This is a genomic window from Streptomyces sp. MAR4 CNX-425 (genome assembly GCF_048656465.1).
Classification (GTDB): domain Bacteria; phylum Actinomycetota; class Actinomycetes; order Streptomycetales; family Streptomycetaceae; genus Streptomyces.
On sequence record NZ_JBMDLF010000002.1, the window covers coordinates 980,200 to 1,000,899 of the forward strand.

Sequence of the window (20,700 nt, forward strand, 5' to 3'; positions counted from 1 at the left end):
GATTCGTGCTGGTCGTTCGTTGACTGTCTGCTGCCGCCGCCCCGCCCGGCGCCTGGTGCCGCCGGGCGGGGGCGTACCGGGGGCTCACCGGGTGCCGCGCTCCGTGAACTTCTTCAGCTCGGGGGCGTCCTCCTCGGTGACGATGGCCGGCCCGGTCAGCACGGTCTGGCCGCCGCCGATGACGTTGCCGTTCGTCTCGTACAGCCACAGCTCGTCGACCGCCAGGTAGCCCTGGAGGTAGGGCTGCTGGTCGACGGCGAAGGTCAGCTTCCTGCTCTCCAGCAGCGCGGCCACGTCCTTGTTCAGGTCGAAGGTCGCGACCTCGGCGTCGCTGCCGGCGGCGTCCTTGGCCTCGACGGCCGCGGCGGCGACGTCCGCGTTGAGGGTGACGACCGAGTCGACGCTGCCGTCCGCCTCCAGCTCCGCCTGGATCCCGGAGAGCACGTTGGGCTTGCTCGCGCCGTCGACGGTGAGGTTCCGCACCGAGCCCGAGAAGGTCTCCTTCACGCCCGCGCAGCGCTGCTCCAGGCCGACGTTGCCCTGCTCGTGGATGACGCAGACCGCCTTCTCGCGGCCGCGCTCGTTCAGCTCCTCGCCGACCGCCTCGCCGGCGACGGTCTCCTCCTGGCCGATGTGGCTGAGGGCCCCGTACTCCTTGGAGAACTCGGCGCCGGAGTTGATCGTCACCACCGGGATGCCGGCGTCCACCGCGGCCTGGACGGCGCTCTTCATCGCCTCCGGCTTGGCGAGCGTGACGATGATCCCGTCGACCTTCTTGTCGACGAACGTCTGGACCAGCCGGGCCTGCTCGTCGTCCTTCTCGCTGTTGGCGTAGAGGAACTCGACGTTGTCCTTGGCGGCGGCCTGCTCGGCGCCGCTCTGGACGATGTCCCAGAAGGTGTCGCCGGGCGCGGAGTGGGTCACCATCGCTATCTCCATGCGCGGCGTGTTCACGCCCCCGCCGCCACCGTCGCCGTCGTTCTCCTCGGCGTCCTTGCCGCCGGAGTCACTGCAGGCCGCGGCTCCGGACAGCAGGGCGGCCAGCGCCACCGCCGCGAACACACGCGTGCTACGGGCCATACGGCTGCGTGCCATCTGGATACCCGCCTCTCTTCCCAGGTCGTCCCCGGCCGCCCGCGTGGCGGCTGGAGGTGTTCTAGCCGGGGGCGGGGACCGAGTCAATGCCTTGTCCGATCATTCTGACCCGTGGCTACCCGCGAGTCACCCGGTGGGGGGCCCACGGGGTGCCCCCGGCGGTCAGCCGCGGTCGAGCAGCTGAAACTCGAAGCTGTAGCGCGAGGCCCGGTACAGGTGCGAACCGAACTCCACCCCGCGCCCCGTGTCGTCGTACGTGAACCGTTCCATCGTCAGCACCGCCGCCCCCTCCTCCTCGCCCAGCCGCTCCGCCTCCGCCGCCGTCGCCGGCCGGGCGCCGACCCGCTGGCGGGCGCTGTGCAGCGCGATGCCGGCGCGGCGCAGCAGCCGGTACAGGCCGGTCGCCTCCAGCTCGTCGGCGCGCAGCCGGACCAGCTCGGCGGGCAGGTGGTTGCAGAGCACCGCCACCGGCTCCCCGTGGGTGAGCCGCAGCCGCTCCAGCCGGACGACCTCCGTGCCCTCGGCGACGCCGAGGGCGGCGGCGACGTCCGCGGTGGCCGGCACCTCCGCCACCCCCAGCACCCGGGTGGCGGGGCGCTGGCCGGCGGCCTCCAGGTCGTCGTACAGGCTGGTCAGGCCGAGCGGCCGGCGCACCTGGCTGTGGACGACCTGGGTGCCGATGCCGCGGCGGCGGACGAGCAGCCCCTTGTCGACGAGCGACTGGATGGCCTGCCGCACGGTGGGCCGGGACAGGCCGAGCCGGGCCGCCAGCTCGATCTCGTTGCCGAGCAGGCTGCCGGGGGTCAGCGCCCCCCGCTCGATCGCCGCCTCCAGCTGCTGCGACAGCTGGAAGTACAGCGGGACCGGGCTGCTGCGGTCCACACCGAGCCGGAGGGCGGGGACGGGGCCTGCGCCGCGCTCAGAAGCCATCCGCAGGGTAACCGCCGGGCCGGGCCACCGGAACCCTTCACGTCCGGTTGTCCTGACAATTGACAATGCCGCTGGCCACGGGAGATTTTGTGGCCATGCGCATCGGACTCCTCGGCACCGGCAGGATCGGCGCCTTCCACGCGGCCGCGCTGCGGCGGCACCCGGACGTGACCTCGCTCGTCGTGACCGACGCGGACCCGCGGCGGGCCGCGGAGGTCGCGGCGGACACCGGCGCGGAGGCCGTCGCCACGCCGGCCGACGCGCTGGCCGCGGGGGTGGACGCCGTGGTGATCGCCGCGGCCACCGCCGCGCACGCGGAGCTGCTGGGCGCGGCGGCGCGGGCCGGGCTGCCGGTGTTCTGCGAGAAGCCCGTCGCGCTCGACCTGGCGGGCACCAGGGCCGCGCTGGCGGAGGTGGCAGCGGCCGGGATCGAGCTGCAGATGGGCTTCATGCGCCGCTTCGACGCGGGGTACGTGGCGGCGCGGGAGGCGGTGCGCGGCGGGCGCCTGGGGCGGCTGCACACGGTACGGACCGCCACCTCCGACCCGGCGCCGCCGCCCGCGGCGTACCTGCCGCTGTCCGGCGGGCTGTACCGGGACTGCGTCATCCACGACGTCGACGCGCTGCGGTGGGTGACGGGCCGGGAGGTCACCGAGGTGTACGCGGCGGGCTCCGACGCCGGTCCGGCGATGTTCCGCGAGGCGGACGACGTCGACACCGCGGCGGCGCTGCTCACCCTGGACGACGGCACGCTGGCCACCGCGACGGCGACCCGGGTGAACGGGGCGGGCTACGACGTGCGGATGGAGCTGGCCGGCGAGCGCGACCAGATCGCGGTGGGCCTGGACGAGCGGACGCCGCTCACCTCCGTCGAGCCGGGCGTGCCGCCGCGGGGCGGCAAGCCGTGGCAGGGCTTCCTGGAGCGGTTCGCGCCGGCGTACGAGGCGGAGCTGGCGGCGTTCGTCCGGGTGGTGCGCGGCGAGCTGCCCAACCCGTGCGACGGGGCGCAGGCGCTGGCGGCGCTGCACGTGGTGGAGGCGTGCGAGCGCTCCCGCCGGGAGCGCCGGCCGGTGACGGTGGCGGAGATCGCGGCGGCGCCGTAGGGCGCGGGCCGCCCGGCCGTGCCGCGGCGGGGCGGCTCGGGCGGTCGGCGGCTCGGGCGGGCGGCGGGGCGGGCCGGCGGGGCGGCCGGGTCAGGCCGCCGCCAGGCGGGCCAGCAGGTCGGCCGCGCGCTTGGCGACCTCCTCGCGGTCGCCGCCGGACAGCGCCGACCCCATCCCGACGCCCACCGCGCCGGCGGCGATCCAGGCCGGGGCCTCGGCGACGGAGATCCCGCCGGTGGGCAGGACCGGCGCCTGCGGCAGCGCGGCCCGTACGTCCTTGACCCAGCCCGGCTCGTGCGCGGCGGCGGGGAAGAGCTTCAGCACGTCCACGCCCAGCTCCAGCGCGCGCACCGCCTCGGTGGGGGTGGCGACGCCGGCGAAGACCGGGAGGCCGTACCGGTGGGCGGTGGCGACGACGCCGGCGTCGAGGTTGGGCGCGACCAGGTAGCGGGCGCCGGCGTCGACGGCCAGCCGCGCCGAGGCGGCGTCCAGGACCGTACCGGCGCCGATGACCGCCTCCGTGCCGACCTCCCGGCGCAGCGAGCCGACCAGCTCCAGCGCGTAGGGGGTGGTCAGCGAGACCTCCAGGCTGGTGATGCCGGCCGACAGCAGCGAGTCGGCGGTGGCGGCGGCGCCGTCGTAGGTGTCGCCGCGGACGATGGCGACGACCCGCTGCTCCAGCGCGGCCCGGGTGATCTCCCAGCGGTACACGGTGCTTTCCTCCGGTGGTTCTCTCGGCGGGGCGGCGCGGCAGGGCGCCGGTGCGGCGGGGCCGTCTCAGCGGTGGACCGAGTCGCCCCCGGCGGTGAACGCCGCGAGCGCGCGGTCGCGCGCGGCGGCGGTCGGCAGCCCGTCGGTGTCGGTCACGCTCTGGATGACGAGCGCGGCGACGCACGCGCCCTCGGCGAGCGCGCGCTCCAGCGGCAGGTCCCGCAGCCGGGCGGACAGGAACCCGGCGGCGAAGGCGTCGCCGGCGCCGACGGGGTCGGCGAGCAGCACGTCGTACGGGGGCTGGTCGACGCGCGCGCCGTCGGCGGTGAGCGCGGTGGCGGTGTGGTCGGCGCGCTTGAGCACGACGGTGCCGGTACGGCCGCGCAGCAGCCGGGCCGCGGCCTCGTCGGCGGGTTCGCCGGTGAGCATCTCCAGCTCGTCGTCGCCGGCGAGGAGCAGGTCGGCCTCGGCGAGCAGCGGGCCCACGACCTCGGCCCAGCGCTGCGGACCGGCCAGCTTGCGGCGCACGTTGGGGTCGAAGGAGACGAGCGCGCCGGCGGCGTGGGCGAGTTCGACGAGCTTGACCGTCGCCTCGGCGGCGGACGGCGACAGGATCGGCGTGATGCCGGAGACGTGCAGCACCCGCACGCCCTCGACCATCTCCGGGCTGATGTGCTCGGGGGCGAGGCGGGAGGCGGCGGAGCCGGCGCGGTAGTACTGCACGTCGATGGCGCGCTGCGGGTGGCTGTCGCGGAGCAGCATGCCGGTCGGCGCGTCCGGGTCGACGTCGGCGTACGAGACGTCCACGCCGTCCGCGCGGAGCTGGGCGAGCACGGACTCCCCGGCGGGGTCGGCGCCGACGCGGCCGAACCAGCGCGCCCGGTGGCCGAGCCGGGAGAGCCCGGCGGCGACGTTCGACTCGGCGCCGCCGATGGAGCGGCGGAAGTTCACGGCGCGCGCCAGCGGCATCCCGGGCTCGGCCAGCATCAGCAGCATGGCCTCGCCGCAGGTCAGCACCTCCGGTGTGGATTCCGCCATCAGTTCCTCCACGGGCGGGGGGACACGGTCGTTCTCCGCACGTTATCCCGATCGGCGCCCGCGCCGGTACGGCGGGGTGGAGCCGGGCGGCACGCGGTGCCGCCCGGCCCGGGGCGGCGGCGGCCGGACGTGAGTCCATGGCGGAGCGCGGTTAAGTCCATTGCCTCCGGGGCGGGTCGGGGCGACGCTCGACGCTGCGTGACGTGTGCACTACACCCCCGAGATCCCGGAGGTTCCGGATGCCCGTCCCCCGCCTGGCCGCCGCCGGCGCCGTACTCCTGGCCCTGGTCCTGAGCCCGCTCGCCGCGCCGCCGGCCGCCGGCGCGCCACCGCCACCGGCCCGGCCCGGCGAGATCACCCCCACCCCGCGCGAGACGGCGGCGCGCGACGACAGCGTCACCGTGACCCCCACGGTCACCCTCGTCACCGGGCCGGAGCCCGACGGGCCCGCGCTCGCCGTCACCGAGGCGGCACTGCGTGCCGCGGGGGCCGAGGACGTACGGCGTACGGAGACGGCGCCGGCGGAGAGCCGCGGGCTCACCGTCCACCTCGGCGGACCCGGCGCCAACCCCGCCTCCGCCGCCGCCCTCGCCGCGCTCGGCGTCGACGGCCCCGCCGGACTGCCCGCCGAGGGCTACGTCCTGGCCGTCGGCACCGCCGAGCCCGGCGACGGCACCCCCGGCGGCGACGGCATCGTCCTGGCAGGCGCCGACGCCACCGGCACGTACTACGCCGCCCAGAGCCTGCGCCAGCTCCTCCCCCGCCGCGACTCCCCCGGCACCCGCGTCGCCGGCACCGCCGTCCGCGACTGGCCGGGCACCGGCTGGCGCGGCGCCATCGAGGGCTTCTACGGCGTCCCCTGGTCCCACGAATCCCGGCTGGACCAGCTGTCGTTCTACGGCGAGCACAAGATGAACATCTACGTCTACTCCCCCAAGGACGACCCGTACCTGCGCGAGCGCTGGCGCGAGCCGTACCCCGCCGAAGAACTCGCCCGCATCGCCGAGCTGGTCGGGCGCGCCCGCGCGCACCACGTCGAGTTCACCTACGCGCTCTCCCCCGGCCTGTCGGTCTGCTACAGCTCCGACGCGGACGTCCGGGCGCTGAACGACAAGTTCCAGACGCTGTGGGACATCGGCGTACGGACCTTCGCCGTGCCGCTCGACGACATCAGCTACACCGACTGGAACTGCGCCGCCGACGAGGAGCGCTTCGGCACCGGCGGCGGCGCCGCGGGCGCGGCGCAGGCGCATCTGCTCAACCGCGTCAACCGCGAGTTCGTCCGCACCCACGAGGGCGCCGAGCCGCTGCAGATGGTGCCGACGGAGTACTACGACACCACCCCGTCGCCGTACAAGAAGGCGCTCGCCGAGCAACTGGACGACGACGTGCTGGTGGAGTGGACCGGCATCGGCGTCGTCGCGCCGGTGATGACCGTCGCGCAGGCGCGCGACGCCCGCGAGGTCTTCGGCCACCCGATCCTGACCTGGGACAACTACCCGGTCAACGACTACGCTCCGGAGCGGCTGCTGCTCGGCCCGTTCAACGGCCGGGAGAAGGGCCTGCCGGGCGAGCTGGCCGGGATCACCGCCAACCCCATGAACCAGGCCGCCGCGTCGAAGATCGCGCTGTACACGGTCGCCGACTACGCCTGGAACGACGCCGCGTACGACCCGCGGGAGTCCTGGGCCGGGGCCCTCGCCGAACTGGCCGGCGGCGACCCGCGCACGACCGCCGCGCTGCGCGCCTTCGCCGACGCCTCGTACGGCTCGGCGCTCAACCCCGGGCAGGCGCCGGAGCTGTCAGCGGCGATCGCCGCGTACTGGGACGGCGCCGGCGAGGACGGCGGGCACGGCGCCGACGCCCTCGACGACGCGCTGGCCGCGCTGGAGGCCGCGCCCGGCGTGCTGCGCGACCGGCTGCCGGACCGGGCGTTCGTCGAGGAGTCCGGCCCCTGGCTGGACGCCACCCGCGACTGGGGCACCGCCGCCCGCACCGCGCTGCGGATGGCCGAGGCCGCCCGCGACGGCGACGGCGACCGCGCCTGGCGGCTGCGGCAGCGGCTGCCCGAGCTGGTGGAGCAGGCGAAGTCCCACCTCTACACGGGGCTCGGCGGGCGCGAGGTGCCGGTCGTCGTCGGCGACGGCGTGCTCGACGCGTTCGTCGCGGACGCCGCCGCCGCGCACGACCGCTCGCTCGGGCTGCCCGAGCGCCCGCGGGGCGCGACGGACCTCGGCACGTACCAGGCCAACACCGTGGACCGGATGACGGACGGCGACGACTCGACGTTCTTCTGGAGCGACGGCGCGCCGCGCGCCGGCTCGTGGGTGAGCGTGGACCTGCACGGCGAGCGGGAGATCGGCACGGTCACCCTGGCGATGGCCAAGTCCGGCAGCCCGGACGACTATCTGCACCAGGGCGTGCTGGAGTACTCGGCGGACGGCGAGACGTGGACGGAGCTGGCCGCCTTCTCCGGCACGCCGGACGTCGAGGCGACGGCGCCGGAGGGCACGACGGCGCGGTACGTGCGCGCCAGGGCGACGGCGGCGCAGGGCAACTGGCTGGTGGTACGGGAGTTCACCGTCGCCGGCGGCGGACGGACGGCGGTGACCGGCGGCCCGCCGGCGGCCGAGGGCAGCGCCCTGGCCGCCGCCGCGGACGGCGACACCGGCTCCGTCTACCGCGCCGCCCGCGCGCCGCGGGCCGGCGAGTCGCTGGACATCCGCTACGCGGAGCCGCGCGCGGCACAGTCCCTGGTCGTGCTCCGCCCGCAGTCGGCGCCGCACGCGCACGCCACCGTGCAGGTGCGCCACGAGCCGCACGGCCCGTTGCGCACGGCGGGCCGGCTCTCCGGCGCGTACACGGAACTGCGGGTGCCGGGCGGGGCCGTGGCGGAGGTCCGGCTGCGCTGGTCGGGCGGCGGGGCGGTGCCGCAGATCGCGGATGTGGGGGTGATCGGCGGCTGAGGGCGCGCGGCGCGGCGGCGGGCCCGGAGACGGAACCGGGTCGGCCGCCGGGTCGCCGCGTTCGCCGGGCCCCGCCCCGGGCGGACGCGCGACCGCAGGTCCGCAACCGCAGGTCCGCAACCGCAGGTCCGCAACCGCAGGTCCGCAACCGCAGGTCCGCAACCGCAGGTCCGCAACCGCAGGTCCGCGACCGCGGCACGGGCCGGGCCTCAGCCCGGCGGCGCCGGCACCAGGCTGCCGTGCAGGCGCAGCCGCGCTATCCCGCCGTCCGGGTGGATGTCGATACGCGCGTGCGTGCCCACCGCCGGCGCGGGCAGCACGAAGCGGTGGTTGGTGTCCGGCTGCAGCCGCGTGCGCGGCAGCACCTCCGTCCACCCGCCGTCCGCCCCGTCCCGTACGGACACCGCCGCCCAGCCCGCCGCGTTGCCCTTCAGATACGCCGTGTCGATCTCCACCGCCCGGACCTCGCCGCGCCCGGCCAGCGCGTAGCGGATCCAGTCGTGGCCGTCGTCCCGGCGGCGCCGGGTCTCCCAGCCGTCGTCCATCCGCCGCGAGCGGCCCGGCCGGATGGTGTTGAGCGGCGGGGAGTAGAAGCGGTCCGAGGCGTCCTCGACGCGGCCGCCGTGCTCCAGCGCGACCAGGTCGAAGGTGCCCAGCGCCGCCAGCCACGCCGGGTCCGGGACGACCTCGCCGTGGACGCGGAGGCGGGCGATGCCGCCGTCCGGGTGCTGGCGCAGGCGCAGGTGGGTGAGGCGCCGCCCGCCGGCCACCGCGAAGCCGTTGGCCGCGTGCCCGCCGACCGCAGTGCGGGGCACCAGCTCGGTCCACTCCACCCCGGCGGCGAGCAGCGCGTGCGGGGACGGCGTGCCCGGGACCTCCGCGCCCTCGACGCTCACGGACTCCGGGTGGTTGCCGCGGAAGTGGGCGGTGTCGACGACGACGCCGCGGACGACGCCGGGGGCGCCGAGGCGTACCAGCGCCCAGTCGTGGTCGCCCGCGGCCGGGTGCGGGGCGGCGGCGCCGGGGCCGCGGCGGCGCCTGGTCTCCCAGCCGTCCATGACCTTGCCCTTGTGCCCGAACGCCGCCGGGTCGAACTCGGCGCGCTCCGGCCGCAGCAGGTTCTCGCGGGGGGCGAAGAACTCGTCGTTCGCGGCGACGACCGCGCCGCCGAGGCGCCGGTCGGCGAGGTCGGGAAGGCCGGCGAAGGGGAGGTCGGCGGCGCGGTAGTCGGCGTAGGGGTCGCCGCCGCGATACGGGGCGGCGGCGCCGGTGAAGCGGGGGATCTCCGCGGTCATGCCTGCTGCCGCCTTTCGTGCCGGTCGTCGGTGCGGCCGAGGAGCCGGCCGCGGGGTTCGGTGTGGACGCCGTGCCGGTACACGCGGCGGCCGCGCAGGTACGTGGCCGTGACGACGCCGTACAGCCTGCGGCCCGCGTACGCCGTGACCGGGTTCCGGTGCTGGAGCGCCGCCGGGTCGACGGTGAACGCCGCGTCCGGGTCGAGGACGGCGAAGTCGGCGTCGCGGCCGGGCTCGACGGCGCCCTTGGCGGGGAGCCCGGCGAGCCGGGCGGGGCCGGCGGCCATCCAGCGGGCGACGTCGGCGAGCCCGTGGCCGCGGCGGCGCGCCTCGGTCCACACGGCGGGCAGGCCGAGCTGGAGGGAGGAGATGCCGCCCCAGGCGGTCGCGAAGTCGCCGGTCTTCAGGTCGGCGGTGGCCGGGGAGTGGTCGGAGACCACGCAGTCGACGGTGCCGTCGGCGAGGCCGGCCCACAGCAGGTCCCGGTTGCCGGCCTCGCGGATGGGCGGGCAGCACTTGAACTCGGTGGCGCCGTCCGGGATCTCCTCCGCGGTCAGGGTGAGGAAGTGCGGGCAGGTCTCGGCGGTGACGGGCAGCCCGGCGCGGCGGGCGGCGGCCAGGGCGGGCAGCGCGTCGGCGGAGGAGAGGTGGAGGACGTGGACGCGGGTGCCGTGCCGCGCGGCGAGCGCGACGACGCGCTCGACGGCCCGGTTCTCGGCGGTGCGCGGGCGGGAGGCGAGGAAGCCGGCGTAGTCGCGGCCGGGCGGCGGCGGGGCGCCGTCGAGCACGCCGGGGTCCTCGGCGTGCACGAGGAGCAGCGCGCCCAGGCGGGCGGTCTCGGTGGCGGCCCGCTCCAGCTCGGCACCGGCGAGGGGCGGGAACTCCTCGACGCCGGACGGGGAGAGGAAGCACTTGAAGCCGAAGACGCCGGCGGCGTACAGCGGTTCGAGGTCCGCGGCGTTGCCGGGGACCGCCCCGCCCCAGAACCCGACGTCGACGTGGGCGCGGGGCCGGGCCACGGCCTGCTTGACGGCCAGGGCCCGGGCGGTGGTGGTGGGCGGCAGGCTGTTGAGCGGCATGTCGACCAGGGTGGTGACGCCGCCGGCGGCGGCGGCGCGGGTGGCGGTGGCGAAGCCCTCCCAGGCGGTGCGGCCGGGGTCGTTGACGTGGACGTGGGTGTCCACGAGCCCGGGCAGCAGCGCGTGGTCGCCGTGGTCCTCGGCGCGGGCGCCGGGCGGCGGGGCGGTCCCGTACGGCAGCACGGCGGCGATGCGTCCCCCGGCGATCGCGACGGCGGCGGGCCGCTCCCCTTCGGGGGTGACGACGCGGCGTGAGCGCAGCACCAGATCGGCGTCCGGCATCCGGTCTCCTCTCGACGGGGCCGCAACTTCAACGTTCTGTTGAATTGCACTGTCGCCGCGGGTGACCGCCCACGTCAAGGGCGGCCCGGCGGGCGATCCGGGGGTTTCCGCCGGTTCCGCGGGTTTCCACATGCTGAAAGCCGGATTCCGGGCCGTTAAGCTGCGGGTCGCACCCGTACGGAAGGAACCACCCACGTGCCGCGCAGCACCGCAGAGCCCAGGCCGCCCGCCGGCGGCGTCCAGTCGCTCGAACGCGCCTTCGACCTGCTGGAACGGATGGCCGACGCGGGCGGCGAGGTGGGGCTGAGCGAGCTGGCCGGCACCAGCGGCCTGCCGCTGCCGACCATCCACCGCCTGATGCGCACCCTGGTCGCCACCGGGTACGTACGCCAGCAGCCCAACCGCCGCTACGCGCTCGGCCCCCGGCTCATCCGGCTCGGCGAGAGCGCGTCGCGGCTGCTGGGCATCTGGGCACGGCCGCAGCTGGCGCGGCTGGTGGAGGAGACGGGCGAGACGGCGAACATGGCGCTGCTCGACGGCGACGAGGCGGTCTACGTCGCGCAGGTGCCGTCGCGGCACTCGATGCGGATGTTCACGGAGGTCGGCCGGCGGGTGCTGCCGCACTCGACGGGGGTGGGCAAGGCGCTGCTGGCGCAGCTGCCGGACGACGCGGTACGGGCCCTGCTGGCCCGCACCGGGATGCCGGCGGCGACGGCGAAGACGATCACCTCGCCGGACGCGTTTCTGGCGGCGCTGGCCGCCGTCCGCGCGGACGGGTACGCGGTGGACGACAACGAGCAGGAGATGGGCGTGCGGTGCCTCGCGGTCGCGGTGCCGGAGGCGCCGACGGCGGCGGCCGTGTCGATCTCCGGCCCGGCGGGGCGGGTGACGGAGGAGGCGACGGAGCGGATCGTGCCGGTGCTGCGGGAGGTGGCCCGGGACCTTTCGGCGGCGCTGACGGACAGGGAGTGACGGCCCGCCGGCTACCGGCGGGGGGCGCTGCCGAACAGCTCGATCACGTCGCGGACCTCCGCCACCGCCGGGGCCACCGCGCTCACCGACCCCACCGCGCCCGCGACCACCAGCAGCGCCCGGTGCAGCCGCGCCACGTCCGGCGCGCCGGCCGCCGCCATGGCGGCCAGCTCGGTCAGCGCCTCCTCGGCGGGGGCGCGGTCGCTGGGGTGGGCGGGGTGGGCGGCGAGGTCGCCGCGCAGCCGGGCCACGGCCGCCGCGAGCGCCGTGACCCGCGGGTCGGGGGTCCCGGAGGCGCGCGCCTCGCCCGCCTCGGGCCCGTGCTCCGCGGGCCTCCCGGGCGCGCGCGCCTCACGGGCCTCGCCCGCGCGCGCGTCGCGCCCGTCGCGCGCGCCCGCCTCGGCCTGCACCGTCACCGTGCTCCGGCCCCTACGATCGTTTCCCATCGGCAGTCCTCCCCCTGCCCGCCCGCTGCCGCCGGCGCCCCGAGGACGCCGCGTCCCCCCGGGCGATGCCGAGACAGTAAAGCCAACAATGCGTCAGAACGCCACTCGGAACGGGAAATTCAGATGAACAGGAAGATCGGCACCGCCGATTCTCCCGTCGCCGGGCTCCTGCTCGCCGCCGGCGGGGGCCGGCGGCTCGGCGGGCGGGCGAAGGCGCTGCTCCCGGCCGGGCCGGGCGGGCGGCCGCTGGTGGAGCGGGCGGCCGGGGCGCTGCGCGCGGCGGGGTGCGCGCCGGTGCACGTGGTGCTGGGCGCGGCGGAGGAGGCGGTACGGGCCGGGGCCCGGCTGCCCGGCTGCGTACCGGTGTCGAACCCGGGCTGGGAGTCCGGTATGGGCTCGTCGCTGCGCGCCGGGCTGGCCTCGCTGGAGCCGACGCCGGCCGCCGCGGCGGTGGTGCTGCTCGTCGACCAGCCGGGGATCGGCCCCGCCGCGGTCGCCCGGCTGGCGGCCGCGCACCGGGAGCGCGGCGCCGAGCTGGCGGCGGCCACGTACGACGGCGTCCGCGGCCATCCCGTGCTGCTGGGCCGCCGCCGCTGGCCGGAGGTCGCGGCGCGCGCCGCCGGCGACCGGGGCGCCCGCGACGTGCTGGCGGACGCGGCGCGCCGCGGCGCGCTGACGCTGGTGGAGTGCGGCGACGTGGCCGCGCCCGACGACGTGGACACCCCCGCGGACCTGCCGCTGCTCGACGCGCCGCGGCCCGGCTGGCACTGAGCGCCACCGGGCCCGTACCGAAAGCCTCTCGACATCAACAGACCGTTGAACTTCCGAGATAAGGAAACTATTCTCCACAGGCCAGAAGGGTTCGGAACCGGTTTCCGGCCGCCCCGCCACGTTCGCTGCGCCCGGCACCCCGTGCCGCCAAGGAGTGACAGCCATGTCCGCAGTCGTCGCCGCCGCCGAGCCCGCGCCCCGCCAGGACGAGGTCCTCACCGCCGCCGCCCTCGACTTCCTCGCCGAGCTGCACCGCCGGTTCACCCCGCGCCGCGACGAGCTGCTCGCCCGCCGCGCGGAGCGCCGCGCCGCCCTCGCGCGCACCCCCGCCCTCGACTTCCTCCCCGAGACCGCCGGCGTCCGCGCCGACGACTCCTGGCGCGTCGCGCCCGCCCCGCCCGCGCTGGAGGACCGCCGGGTGGAGATCACCGGCCCCACCGACCGCAAGATGACGATCAACGCCCTCAACTCCGGCGCGAAGGTCTGGCTCGCCGACTTCGAGGACGCCTCCGCGCCCACCTGGGCGAACGTCATCGGCGGGCAGGCCAACCTGATCGACGCCTACGAGCGCCGCATCGACTTCACCGACCCGGCCTCCGGCAAGTCCTACGCCCTGAAGCCGGCCGCCGAACTGGCCACGGTCGTCACCCGGCCGCGCGGCTGGCACCTCGACGAGCGCCACCTCACCGTCGAGGGTCTCCCCATGCCGGGCGCGCTGGTCGACTTCGGGCTGTACTTCTTCCACAACGCGCGGCGGCTGCTCGACCTGGGCAAGGGCCCGTACTTCTACCTGCCCAAGACCGAGTCGCACCTCGAAGCGCGCCTCTGGAACGACGTGTTCGTCTTCGCCCAGGACCACCTCGGCATTCCGCAGGGCACGGTGCGGGCCACCGTCCTGATCGAGACCATCACCGCCGCGTACGAGATGGACGAGATCCTCTACGAGCTGCGCGACCACGCCTCCGGCCTCAACGCCGGCCGCTGGGACTACCTCTTCTCGATCGTGAAGAACTTCCGCGACGGCGGCGAGAAGTTCGTCCTGCCCGACCGCAACGCCGTCACCATGACGGCGCCGTTCATGCGCGCGTACACCGAACTGCTCGTCCGCACCTGCCACAAGCGCGGCGCGCACGCGATCGGCGGCATGGCGGCCTTCATCCCCTCCCGGCGCGACGCCGAGGTCAACAAGGTCGCGTTCGAGAAGGTCAAGGCCGACAAGGACCGCGAGGCGCGCGACGGCTTCGACGGCTCCTGGGTCGCGCACCCGGACCTGGTGCCGATCGCGCAGGAGTCCTTCGACGCCGTGCTCGGCGCCCGGCCGCACCAGAAGGACCGGCTGCGCGAGGACGTGTCGGTGGCCGCCGCCGACCTGACCGCCGTCGACTCGCTGGACGCGAAGCCGACGTACCCGGGCCTGGTCAACGCCGTGCGGGTGGGCATCCGCTACATCGAGGCGTGGCTGCGCGGCCTGGGCGCGGTGGCCATCTTCAACCTCATGGAGGACGCCGCCACCGCCGAGATCTCCCGCTCCCAGATCTGGCAGTGGATCAACGCGGGGGTCGTCTTCGACGACGGCGAGCGGGTGACGGCGGAGCTGGTGCGGCGGATCGCGGCGGAGGAGCTGGCGAGCATCCGCGCGGAGGCCGGGGCGGAGGCGTTCGCGGCGGGCCGCTGGCAGCAGGCGCACGACCTGCTGCTGCGGGTGTCACTGGACACGGACTACGCGGACTTCCTGACGCTGCCCGCGTACGAGCTGCTGGACTGAGGCGGCGGGGCGCCGGGCGGGCGCGGGGACCCTCTGGCGGAGCGGGGGCCGTACGTGGTCGCATGCTGCCATGACGGACGACACGACCGAGTACGACTCCCGGCCGCCCGGCGGCACCGGTGCCGCGCGGGCCGCGGTGGCCGGCCGCTTCCGCGGCCTGCTCGACGACCTCGACCGGACCTCCGGGGCGGCGGTCGCGGACGCGGCCACGCTGATCCTGGACGCCGTCGCGGCGGGCGGCCTGGTGTACGCCGCCGGGGCCGGGCACTCGCTGGCGATGGTCTGCGAGACGTTCTACCGGGCGGGCGGCCTGGCCTGCGTACGGCCCGTGTGGGACCCGGAGATCCTGCCGCTGAACGGCGCGACCGCCAGCACGGCGGCGGAGCGGCGGCCGGGGTCGGGGCGGGCGATGGTGGAGCGGGTGAAGCCGGGTCCTGACGACGTGGTGGTGGTCTTCTCCACCAGCGGCCGGAACCCGTATCCGGTGGAGATCGCGCAGGAGTGCATGGCGCGGGGGGTGCCGGTGGTCGCGGTGACGTCGATGCCGGCGTCGGCGAGCGCGACGGCGCGGTCGAGCACGCGGCTGGCGGACCACGCGACGGTGGTGCTGGACACGTGTGTGCCGCCGGGCGACGTGGTGCACCCGCCGAAGGAGCCGCGCACGGCGGCGGTGTCGACGGTGCTGGGGGCGTATGTGTGGGCGCTGCTGCTGGCGGAGCTGGACGAGCGGGCGGCGGCGCGGGGGGTGGAGCTGCCGCGGTGGGTGAGCGCGAACGTACCGGGCGGCGACGAGGCGAACCGGCGCAACTTCACGCGGTACGGGGGCCGGATCCCGGAGCTGTGAGGCGGACCCGGCCGGGGCCGTCCCCCCGGCCGGGAGACCCGCCCCCGTCCCTGCCCCGGCCTGGCGCCGGGCTCAGCCCCCGGCCGCCAGCCGTGCCAGCCGCCGGGCCTGCTCCCGCGTCGCCCGCGCCACCGCCTCCTCGTCCACCGTCACCAGCCGGCCCTCCTCCACCACCGGCTCCCCGCCCACCAGCGACAGCGTCACCGGCGCCGGCGCCCCCAGCACCAGCGCCGCCACCGGGTCCGCGATCGACGCGTGGCCCAGGCCGTCCAGCCGCCACAGCACCAGGTCCGCCAGCTTGCCCGGCTCCAGCGAGCCGATCGCGTCCGCGCGCCCGAGGACCTGCGCGCCCCCGTACGTGCCCAGCCGCAGCGCCTGACGCGCCGTCAGCGCCTTCTCCCGGTGCGGGCCCAGCCGGTTCACCAGCAGCGCGTTGCGCAGCTCCGTGTGCAGCTCGCCGGACTCGTTCGACGCCGCGCCGTCGACGCCCAGGCCCACCGGGACCCCCGCCGCCAGCATGTCCGGGACGCGGGCGATGCCCGCGCCCAGGCGGGCGTTGGACGACGGGCAGTGGGCCACGCCCGTGCCGGTCCGGCCGAAGGCGGCGATGTCCGTGTCCGACATGTGCACGCAGTGCGCCATCCACACGTCGTCGCCGAGCCAGCCGGTGGACTCGAAGTACGCGGTCGGCCCCATGCCGAACCGCTCGTGGCAGAACTTCTCCTCCTCCACCGTCTCGCTGCCGTGCGTGTGCAGCCGCACGCCCTTGCGGCGGCCGAGCTCCGCGCCCTCGCGCAGCAGTTCGGTGGAGATGGAGAACGGCGAGCAGGGTGCCGCCGCGACCTGCACCATCGCGTCGTACGAGGGGTCGTGGTGCGCGTCGATCGCCGCCTCCGTGCCCGCCAGCGCACCCTCCAGCGTCTCGACCGCGAAGTCCGGCGGCAGACCGCCGTCCCGCTCGCCGAGGTCCATGGAGCCGCGCGCGAGGGTGAAACGGACGCCCGTCTCGCGGGCGGCGCCGACGACGGCGCCGGACAGGTCGCCGGCGCCGCGCGGGTAGACGTAGTGGTGGTCGGCCGCGGTGGTGACGCCGCCGCGGGCGAGCGTCGCCAGCGAGCCCTGCGCCGCCGCGTGGCACATCGGCTCGTCGATGCGCGCCCAGACGGGGTAGAGGGCGACGAGCCAGTCGAAGAGGTTGGCGTCCTGGGCGAGGCCGCGGGTGAGCCACTGATAGCAGTGGTGGTGGGTGTTGACCAGTCCGGGGGTGGCCAGGTGGCCGGTGGCGTCGATCCTGCGCGCGGCGCCGCCGGGCGCGGCCGGCGCCGCGCCCGGGCCCACCGCCTCGATCCGGCCGTCCGCGACGACGACGTGCCCGGAGGCGTACTCCGTGCCGTCCGCGTCGACGGTGGCGATCGCGCAGTTCTCGATGACGGTGCGCCGTGCTGCCATGGGTTCCTCGGCTTTCCGGACCTCCCGGCGCGGGCCGGGCGGTCAGAGACGGGTCAGGTCGTCGGGGATCCGGGCGTCCGCGCCGTCGCGCAGGACGGTCGCCTCGATGAGGCCGTACGGGCGGTCCGCGGCGAAGTAGACGGCGCCGTCGGAGGCCGCGTTCATCAGCCCGAAGGGCTCCAGGTCGACGCGGAAGTGGTGCTTGTTGGGGAGGGAGAAGCGGATCTCCTCGATCTCCGGGCGGTGTTCCACGACCCGCGCGCCCATCGCGTAGAGGGTCTGCTGGAGCGAGAGCGAGTAGGTGTCGGCGAAGGCGGCGAGCAGGTGCGTCACGGCCTGCTCGTACGACGTGTCCCAGGCCGGCGGCGCCGCGCCGGCCGCGCCGGTCCAGCCGTGGCGCCACCGGGCGGAGACCTCGGTGGCGAGGATGCGGTCGTAGTCCTCCTTGAGGGTGGTGTACGCGTCCTTCGCGTACCCCCAGAACTCCGAGTCGGTGGTGTTCATGACGACGAGGTCCTTCAGCCCGCTCACCACCTCGAAGCCCGCGCCGTCGCAGGTGACCTGCGCGACGCGGGTCTCGCGCCCGCGGCGTACGAAGGAGTGGCGGGCGCCGGCGGGATGCGGGGCGTCGATGCGCTCCCAGGCGTACTCCTCGACGCGGACGCGGGCGCGGTGGATGGCCTCCTGGCTGTCCGTGAAGTGCCGGGCCAGGTGGACGGCGAACGCCTCGGGGGACTCGATGCCGTGCTCGCGGGCGAAGGCGTAGACCGTGTTCTTGGTGGTGTCGGTCGGGAGCACGTGGGAGTTGGCGCCGGAGTAGTGGACCTCGTCCATGTCGCCGGAGAGGGCGACGGAGACGTTGAGGTCGCGGACGTGGTGGACGGCGCCTTCGCGGGTGACCTTCAGGACGCGGGTCTCGGCCTTGCCGTACTGGTTCCGGCCGAGCACCGCGGCGCGGGGGCGGTCTGCCATCTGCTAGCTCCCTCGGTAGACGGAATAGCCGAACGGGGTGAGCAGCAGCGGCACGTGGTAGTGCTCCCCGGGGCGGACGGCGAAGTCGACGGCCACCTCCGGGAAGAACGCGCCGCCGCCGAGGTACGGGCCGGTGGCGAAGACCAGCCGCGCGCGGGTGGTGCCCACCGGCAGCGCCGGGAGGTCGCGGACGCGGCCGTCGGCGTCGGTGGCGGAGGTGCCGTGGGGTCTCCAGCCGACGGCACCGTCGCCGCTGCCGTCGTCGCCGCCGCCGACGGAGAGCTCGACGGCGACCCCGGCCGCGGGGCGGCCCAGGCTGGTGTCCAGGATGTGCGTGGAGACGGACGTGGCGCCGGCGCTCATGGTCGGGCTCCTTCGTTCGGCGTCTGTGCTTCGACGAGGCGGGTCAGCCGGATACGGTTGATCTTGCCCAGCTCGCCGCGCGCGAGCCGCCGTTCCCGCTCCGGCGCGTTGCCGATCCGCTCGCGCAACGCGTCCCGCAGCTCCACGGCGCCGAGGCCGGTCGCGCAGATCAGGAAGACGTGCCCGAAGCGCTCCTGGTACGCGAGGTTCAGCTCCAGCACCTCCGCCCGGAGCGCCTCCGGGGCGCCCGCCATGCCGCGCTGCTCGCGCGCCGAGGCGGGGTCGCCCGGCTTCGGCCGGCCGATGGGCGGGTGCCCCGCCATCGCCTCGGCCAGCCCGGCGTCGTCGAGCGCGGCGAGGGCGGCGTCGGCGGCGGCGTAGAGCCGCGCGGCGTCCGCGTACGGCCGGCCGGCGGCGACGGCCGCGACCCAGCCGGCGGCCGCGCACACCTCGCGCAGCAGCGCCCGGGCGTCCTGCTCACCGGCGGAGTTGAGCCGGGCCAGGCCCGGCGGAACGCGGGAAGTCACAGCCGCAAGCTATGAGCCGCGAAGCACTGCGTCAACAGTTTGTTGAATTTATGCCTCAGCCGGCCGCGGGCGGCGTCCCTCCCCGGGCCTCCCGGTTGAGGTAGTTGTAGATGGTGAACCGGCTGACGCCCAGCGCGCCGGCGACCGTCTCCACCCCGTGCCGTACGGAGAACGCGCCGCGGGTCTCCAGTATCCGTACGACCTGCTGCTTCGTCCGGCGGTCGAGCCGCGCCAGCGGCACCCCGTGCCGGCGCTCCAGCTCCGCGAGCATGTGGTCCAGCGAGTCCGCCAGATGCGGCAGCCGCACCGCCAGCACCTCGCGCCCCTCCCAGGACAGCACGACGTCGTCGCCCTCCGCCGCCTCCGGCGCGAGCAGCTCCCCGCCCATGGCGTCCACCAGCGGCCGGACCGCGGCGACGAACGGGTGGTCCGCGGGCTCCGCCGTCATGCGGGACCCTCCCCCGGCCCGGCCGACGCGTCCGGAACGACGCTCACCTGGAGCGAGATGCGGGTCGCCCCCGACGCCAGCGACCTGCGCAGCAGTTCGTCCACGGCGTCGAGCACGACCTCCGCGCCGCCCTCCGCGCTGTTGCCGAACGGGCCCACGTCCACGGCGTCGAGACCCGCCGACTCCACCAGATCCCGGGCCGCCACCGCGTGCGGCGGCGGCTCCTCCAGATCGAACGGCTCGGTCGTGAACTCCACCCTGAGTCGCATCCGAGCAGCATACGCACGCGGGCCGGGCGGCCGGACCCGGCCGGGCGCCGCCGGGGCGCCGCTCCCAGGTGCCCGGGACAGCGGGTTGCCTAGCGTAGCCGCGTGATTCCGGGAGGTGACACATGGCACGACCCCTGCGGGTGGCCGTCTCGGGCGCCGGACTCGGCGGGCTCGCCGCCGCGGCGGCGCTCGTCCGGGCGGGTCTGGAGGTCGCGGTCTACGAGCAGCGCCCCCGGCTGCCGGAGGACGAGACGGCGCTGCACCTCGCGCCCAACGGCAGCCGCATCCTCCAGCGCTGGGGCCTGGGCGCACAGCTGCTGGCGCTCGCCGTGCAGCCGGTCGCGATGGAGTTCCGCGAGTGGAGCGACGGCGCGCTGGCCTGGCGGCAGCCGCTCGGCAGACCGGGCCCGGGCGCCTACGGCGCCCCGTACTGCACGCTGCTCACCGACGAGCTGTACGACCTGCTCCTCGCCCGGCTGCCGCAGGAGCGCATCCGGCTGGGCCGCCGGCTGAGCGGCTTCACGCAGTCCGCGGACGGCGTCGAGCTGGAGTTCGCGGACGGCGGCAGCGCGACGGCGGACGTGCTGGTCGGCGCCGACGGGGTGCGTTCGCTCGTACGCTCCCGGCTGATCGGCACGCCGCGCCGGGTCTACCACGGCACCACCGCCTACAGCGGCGCGCTCCAGTCCGACGACGTCCCGGAGCTGCCCCGCGACCGGGTCACGGTGTGGCTGGGCCCCGAGTCCCGCCTGGTCGGCGCGCCGGTGTCGCGGGGCGAGCAGCTCGGCTTCGTCGCCGTGGTGCCGTCCTGGGGGCGCAGGGCCCGGCAGCCGCCGGGGCGCGGGCGGCCGGCGGCGCTGGCGGCGGAGTTCGGCGGCTGGGCGCCTGACGTCAAGGCGATCACGGCCGCGGCGGGCGCCGTACGGTCCTGGACGCCGTACGACCACGCCCCGCTGAAGCGGTGGGGCAGCGGCCGCGTCACCCTCCTCGGCGACGCCGCGCACCCGATGCTGCCGTACCACGGCCAGGGCGTCAGCCAGTGCCTGGAGGACGCGGTGGCCCTGGCCCACCACCTGACCACCGCCCCCACCCCGGCCCAGGCGCTGCGCCGGTACGAGGCGCTGCGGCTGCCGCACACCGCGCGGGTGCAGCTCGGCTCGCGCGCCAACGCCTTCCGGCCCGCCGCCGTGCCGGACGTCACCTGGGCGCAGGTCTACGACATCGAGGAGCACCTGCCGGGCTGACCACCCGGAGGCTGCGCAAGCACGCCGCGCACGTCCCGCCCGTACGGCGGACGTGTCGGCGGTCCGGCGTCCCGCATGGGAGGAGCGGGGCGCCGGGAGAGACGGCCCGGCGGTCGGCACCGGGCCGCGCG

General features: G+C 76.2%; 20 protein-coding genes. 7 read left to right on the plus strand and 13 right to left on the minus strand.

Going from position 1 to position 20,700, the window contains the following annotated elements; genetic code table 11:
• Positions 1 to 84: 84 nt before the first annotated feature.
• Entirely contained in the window at positions 85 to 1,080 is a 996-nt protein-coding gene (locus ACHZ99_RS09425; protein ID WP_420303949.1) for a sugar ABC transporter substrate-binding protein, read from the minus strand.
• 177 nt (positions 1,081 to 1,257) lie between these two features.
• Positions 1,258 to 2,025, minus strand: a complete 768-nt coding sequence (locus ACHZ99_RS09430) for a GntR family transcriptional regulator (RefSeq protein ID WP_420303950.1) — start codon at positions 2,023 to 2,025, stop codon at positions 1,258 to 1,260.
• 95 nt (positions 2,026 to 2,120) lie between these two features.
• Here ACHZ99_RS09430 and ACHZ99_RS09435 point away from each other — a divergent pair, with 95 nt between their 5' ends.
• Positions 2,121 to 3,128: a Gfo/Idh/MocA family protein gene (locus ACHZ99_RS09435; RefSeq protein ID WP_420303951.1), complete on the plus strand. Its 1,008-nt coding sequence runs from the start codon at positions 2,121 to 2,123 to the stop codon at positions 3,126 to 3,128.
• A 90-nt stretch (positions 3,129 to 3,218) separates the two neighbouring features.
• On the opposite strand, the gene ACHZ99_RS09440 is transcribed toward ACHZ99_RS09435, so the two are convergent.
• Both ACHZ99_RS09440 and ACHZ99_RS09445 read right to left on the minus strand, forming a co-directional pair.
• Complete coding sequence (locus ACHZ99_RS09440; protein WP_420303952.1) at positions 3,219 to 3,839, minus strand: bifunctional 4-hydroxy-2-oxoglutarate aldolase/2-dehydro-3-deoxy-phosphogluconate aldolase; 621 nt, start codon at positions 3,837 to 3,839, stop codon at positions 3,219 to 3,221.
• Positions 3,840 to 3,905: 66 nt separating this feature from the next.
• Positions 3,906 to 4,877: a sugar kinase gene (locus ACHZ99_RS09445; protein WP_420303953.1), complete on the minus strand. Its 972-nt coding sequence runs from the start codon at positions 4,875 to 4,877 to the stop codon at positions 3,906 to 3,908.
• 239 nt (positions 4,878 to 5,116) lie between these two features.
• Here ACHZ99_RS09445 and ACHZ99_RS09450 point away from each other — a divergent pair, with 239 nt between their 5' ends.
• Positions 5,117 to 7,843 (plus strand): beta-N-acetylglucosaminidase domain-containing protein, encoded by a 2,727-nt coding sequence (locus ACHZ99_RS09450; protein WP_420303954.1) that lies wholly within the window; start codon positions 5,117 to 5,119, stop codon positions 7,841 to 7,843.
• A gap of 209 nt (positions 7,844 to 8,052) precedes the next feature.
• Here the strand turns inward: ACHZ99_RS09450 and alc are convergent, their stop codons facing one another.
• Positions 8,053 to 9,138, minus strand: a complete 1,086-nt coding sequence (alc, locus tag ACHZ99_RS09455; RefSeq protein WP_420303955.1) for an allantoicase — start codon at positions 9,136 to 9,138, stop codon at positions 8,053 to 8,055.
• Positions 9,135 to 10,499: an allantoinase AllB gene (gene allB, locus ACHZ99_RS09460; protein ID WP_420303956.1), complete on the minus strand. Its 1,365-nt coding sequence runs from the start codon at positions 10,497 to 10,499 to the stop codon at positions 9,135 to 9,137. The genes alc and allB overlap by 4 nt, the downstream gene beginning before the upstream one ends.
• Before the next feature lie 195 nt (positions 10,500 to 10,694).
• Between allB and ACHZ99_RS09465 the strand changes: the two genes are divergently transcribed.
• Complete coding sequence (locus ACHZ99_RS09465) at positions 10,695 to 11,471, plus strand: IclR family transcriptional regulator (protein WP_420303957.1); 777 nt, start codon at positions 10,695 to 10,697, stop codon at positions 11,469 to 11,471.
• A gap of 11 nt (positions 11,472 to 11,482) precedes the next feature.
• On the opposite strand, the gene ACHZ99_RS09470 is transcribed toward ACHZ99_RS09465, so the two are convergent.
• The gene (locus ACHZ99_RS09470; protein ID WP_420303958.1) at positions 11,483 to 11,917 is read right to left on the minus strand and encodes a DUF5955 family protein; all 435 of its coding nucleotides are present in this window, start codon (positions 11,915 to 11,917) and stop codon (positions 11,483 to 11,485) included.
• 123 nt (positions 11,918 to 12,040) lie between these two features.
• On the opposite strand from ACHZ99_RS09470, the gene ACHZ99_RS09475 reads away from it, so the two are divergent.
• From ACHZ99_RS09475 to ACHZ99_RS09485, 3 genes are all read left to right on the plus strand, one after another.
• On the plus strand, positions 12,041 to 12,688 hold the full coding sequence (locus ACHZ99_RS09475; RefSeq protein WP_420303959.1) for a nucleotidyltransferase family protein: 648 nt from the start codon (positions 12,041 to 12,043) through the stop codon (positions 12,686 to 12,688).
• A gap of 163 nt (positions 12,689 to 12,851) precedes the next feature.
• On the plus strand, positions 12,852 to 14,453 hold the full coding sequence (gene aceB / locus ACHZ99_RS09480; protein ID WP_420303960.1) for a malate synthase A: 1,602 nt from the start codon (positions 12,852 to 12,854) through the stop codon (positions 14,451 to 14,453).
• 70 nt (positions 14,454 to 14,523) lie between these two features.
• Positions 14,524 to 15,297 (plus strand): SIS domain-containing protein, encoded by a 774-nt coding sequence (locus tag ACHZ99_RS09485; RefSeq protein ID WP_420303961.1) that lies wholly within the window; start codon positions 14,524 to 14,526, stop codon positions 15,295 to 15,297.
• Positions 15,298 to 15,369: 72 nt separating this feature from the next.
• On the opposite strand, the gene ACHZ99_RS09490 is transcribed toward ACHZ99_RS09485, so the two are convergent.
• Genes ACHZ99_RS09490 through ACHZ99_RS09515 form a run of 6 tightly spaced genes read right to left on the minus strand, consistent with a single transcriptional unit; the run spans position 15,370 to position 19,325 of the window.
• The gene (locus ACHZ99_RS09490; protein WP_420303962.1) at positions 15,370 to 16,746 is read right to left on the minus strand and encodes an 8-oxoguanine deaminase; all 1,377 of its coding nucleotides are present in this window, start codon (positions 16,744 to 16,746) and stop codon (positions 15,370 to 15,372) included.
• A gap of 42 nt (positions 16,747 to 16,788) precedes the next feature.
• Positions 16,789 to 17,718 carry a factor-independent urate hydroxylase gene (pucL, locus tag ACHZ99_RS09495; protein ID WP_420303963.1) on the minus strand — a complete coding sequence of 310 codons (930 nt, stop codon included), beginning with the start codon at positions 17,716 to 17,718 and terminating at the stop codon, positions 16,789 to 16,791.
• 3 nt (positions 17,719 to 17,721) lie between these two features.
• Positions 17,722 to 18,081: a hydroxyisourate hydrolase gene (gene uraH, locus ACHZ99_RS09500; RefSeq protein WP_420303964.1), complete on the minus strand. Its 360-nt coding sequence runs from the start codon at positions 18,079 to 18,081 to the stop codon at positions 17,722 to 17,724.
• Positions 18,078 to 18,608 (minus strand): 2-oxo-4-hydroxy-4-carboxy-5-ureidoimidazoline decarboxylase, encoded by a 531-nt coding sequence (uraD, locus tag ACHZ99_RS09505; protein ID WP_420303965.1) that lies wholly within the window; start codon positions 18,606 to 18,608, stop codon positions 18,078 to 18,080. The genes uraH and uraD overlap by 4 nt, the downstream gene beginning before the upstream one ends.
• 55 nt (positions 18,609 to 18,663) lie before the next feature.
• On the minus strand, positions 18,664 to 19,056 hold the full coding sequence (locus ACHZ99_RS09510) for a helix-turn-helix domain-containing protein (RefSeq protein WP_420303966.1): 393 nt from the start codon (positions 19,054 to 19,056) through the stop codon (positions 18,664 to 18,666).
• Positions 19,053 to 19,325, minus strand: a complete 273-nt coding sequence (locus tag ACHZ99_RS09515) for a hypothetical protein (protein WP_420303967.1) — start codon at positions 19,323 to 19,325, stop codon at positions 19,053 to 19,055. Before ACHZ99_RS09515 ends, ACHZ99_RS09510 begins: the two co-directional genes overlap by 4 nt.
• A 122-nt stretch (positions 19,326 to 19,447) precedes the next feature.
• On the opposite strand from ACHZ99_RS09515, the gene ACHZ99_RS09520 reads away from it, so the two are divergent.
• A complete protein-coding gene (locus tag ACHZ99_RS09520; RefSeq protein ID WP_420303968.1) occupies positions 19,448 to 20,569 on the plus strand; it encodes an FAD-dependent monooxygenase in 1,122 nt (373 codons plus the stop codon).
• Positions 20,570 to 20,700 lie beyond the last annotated feature (131 nt).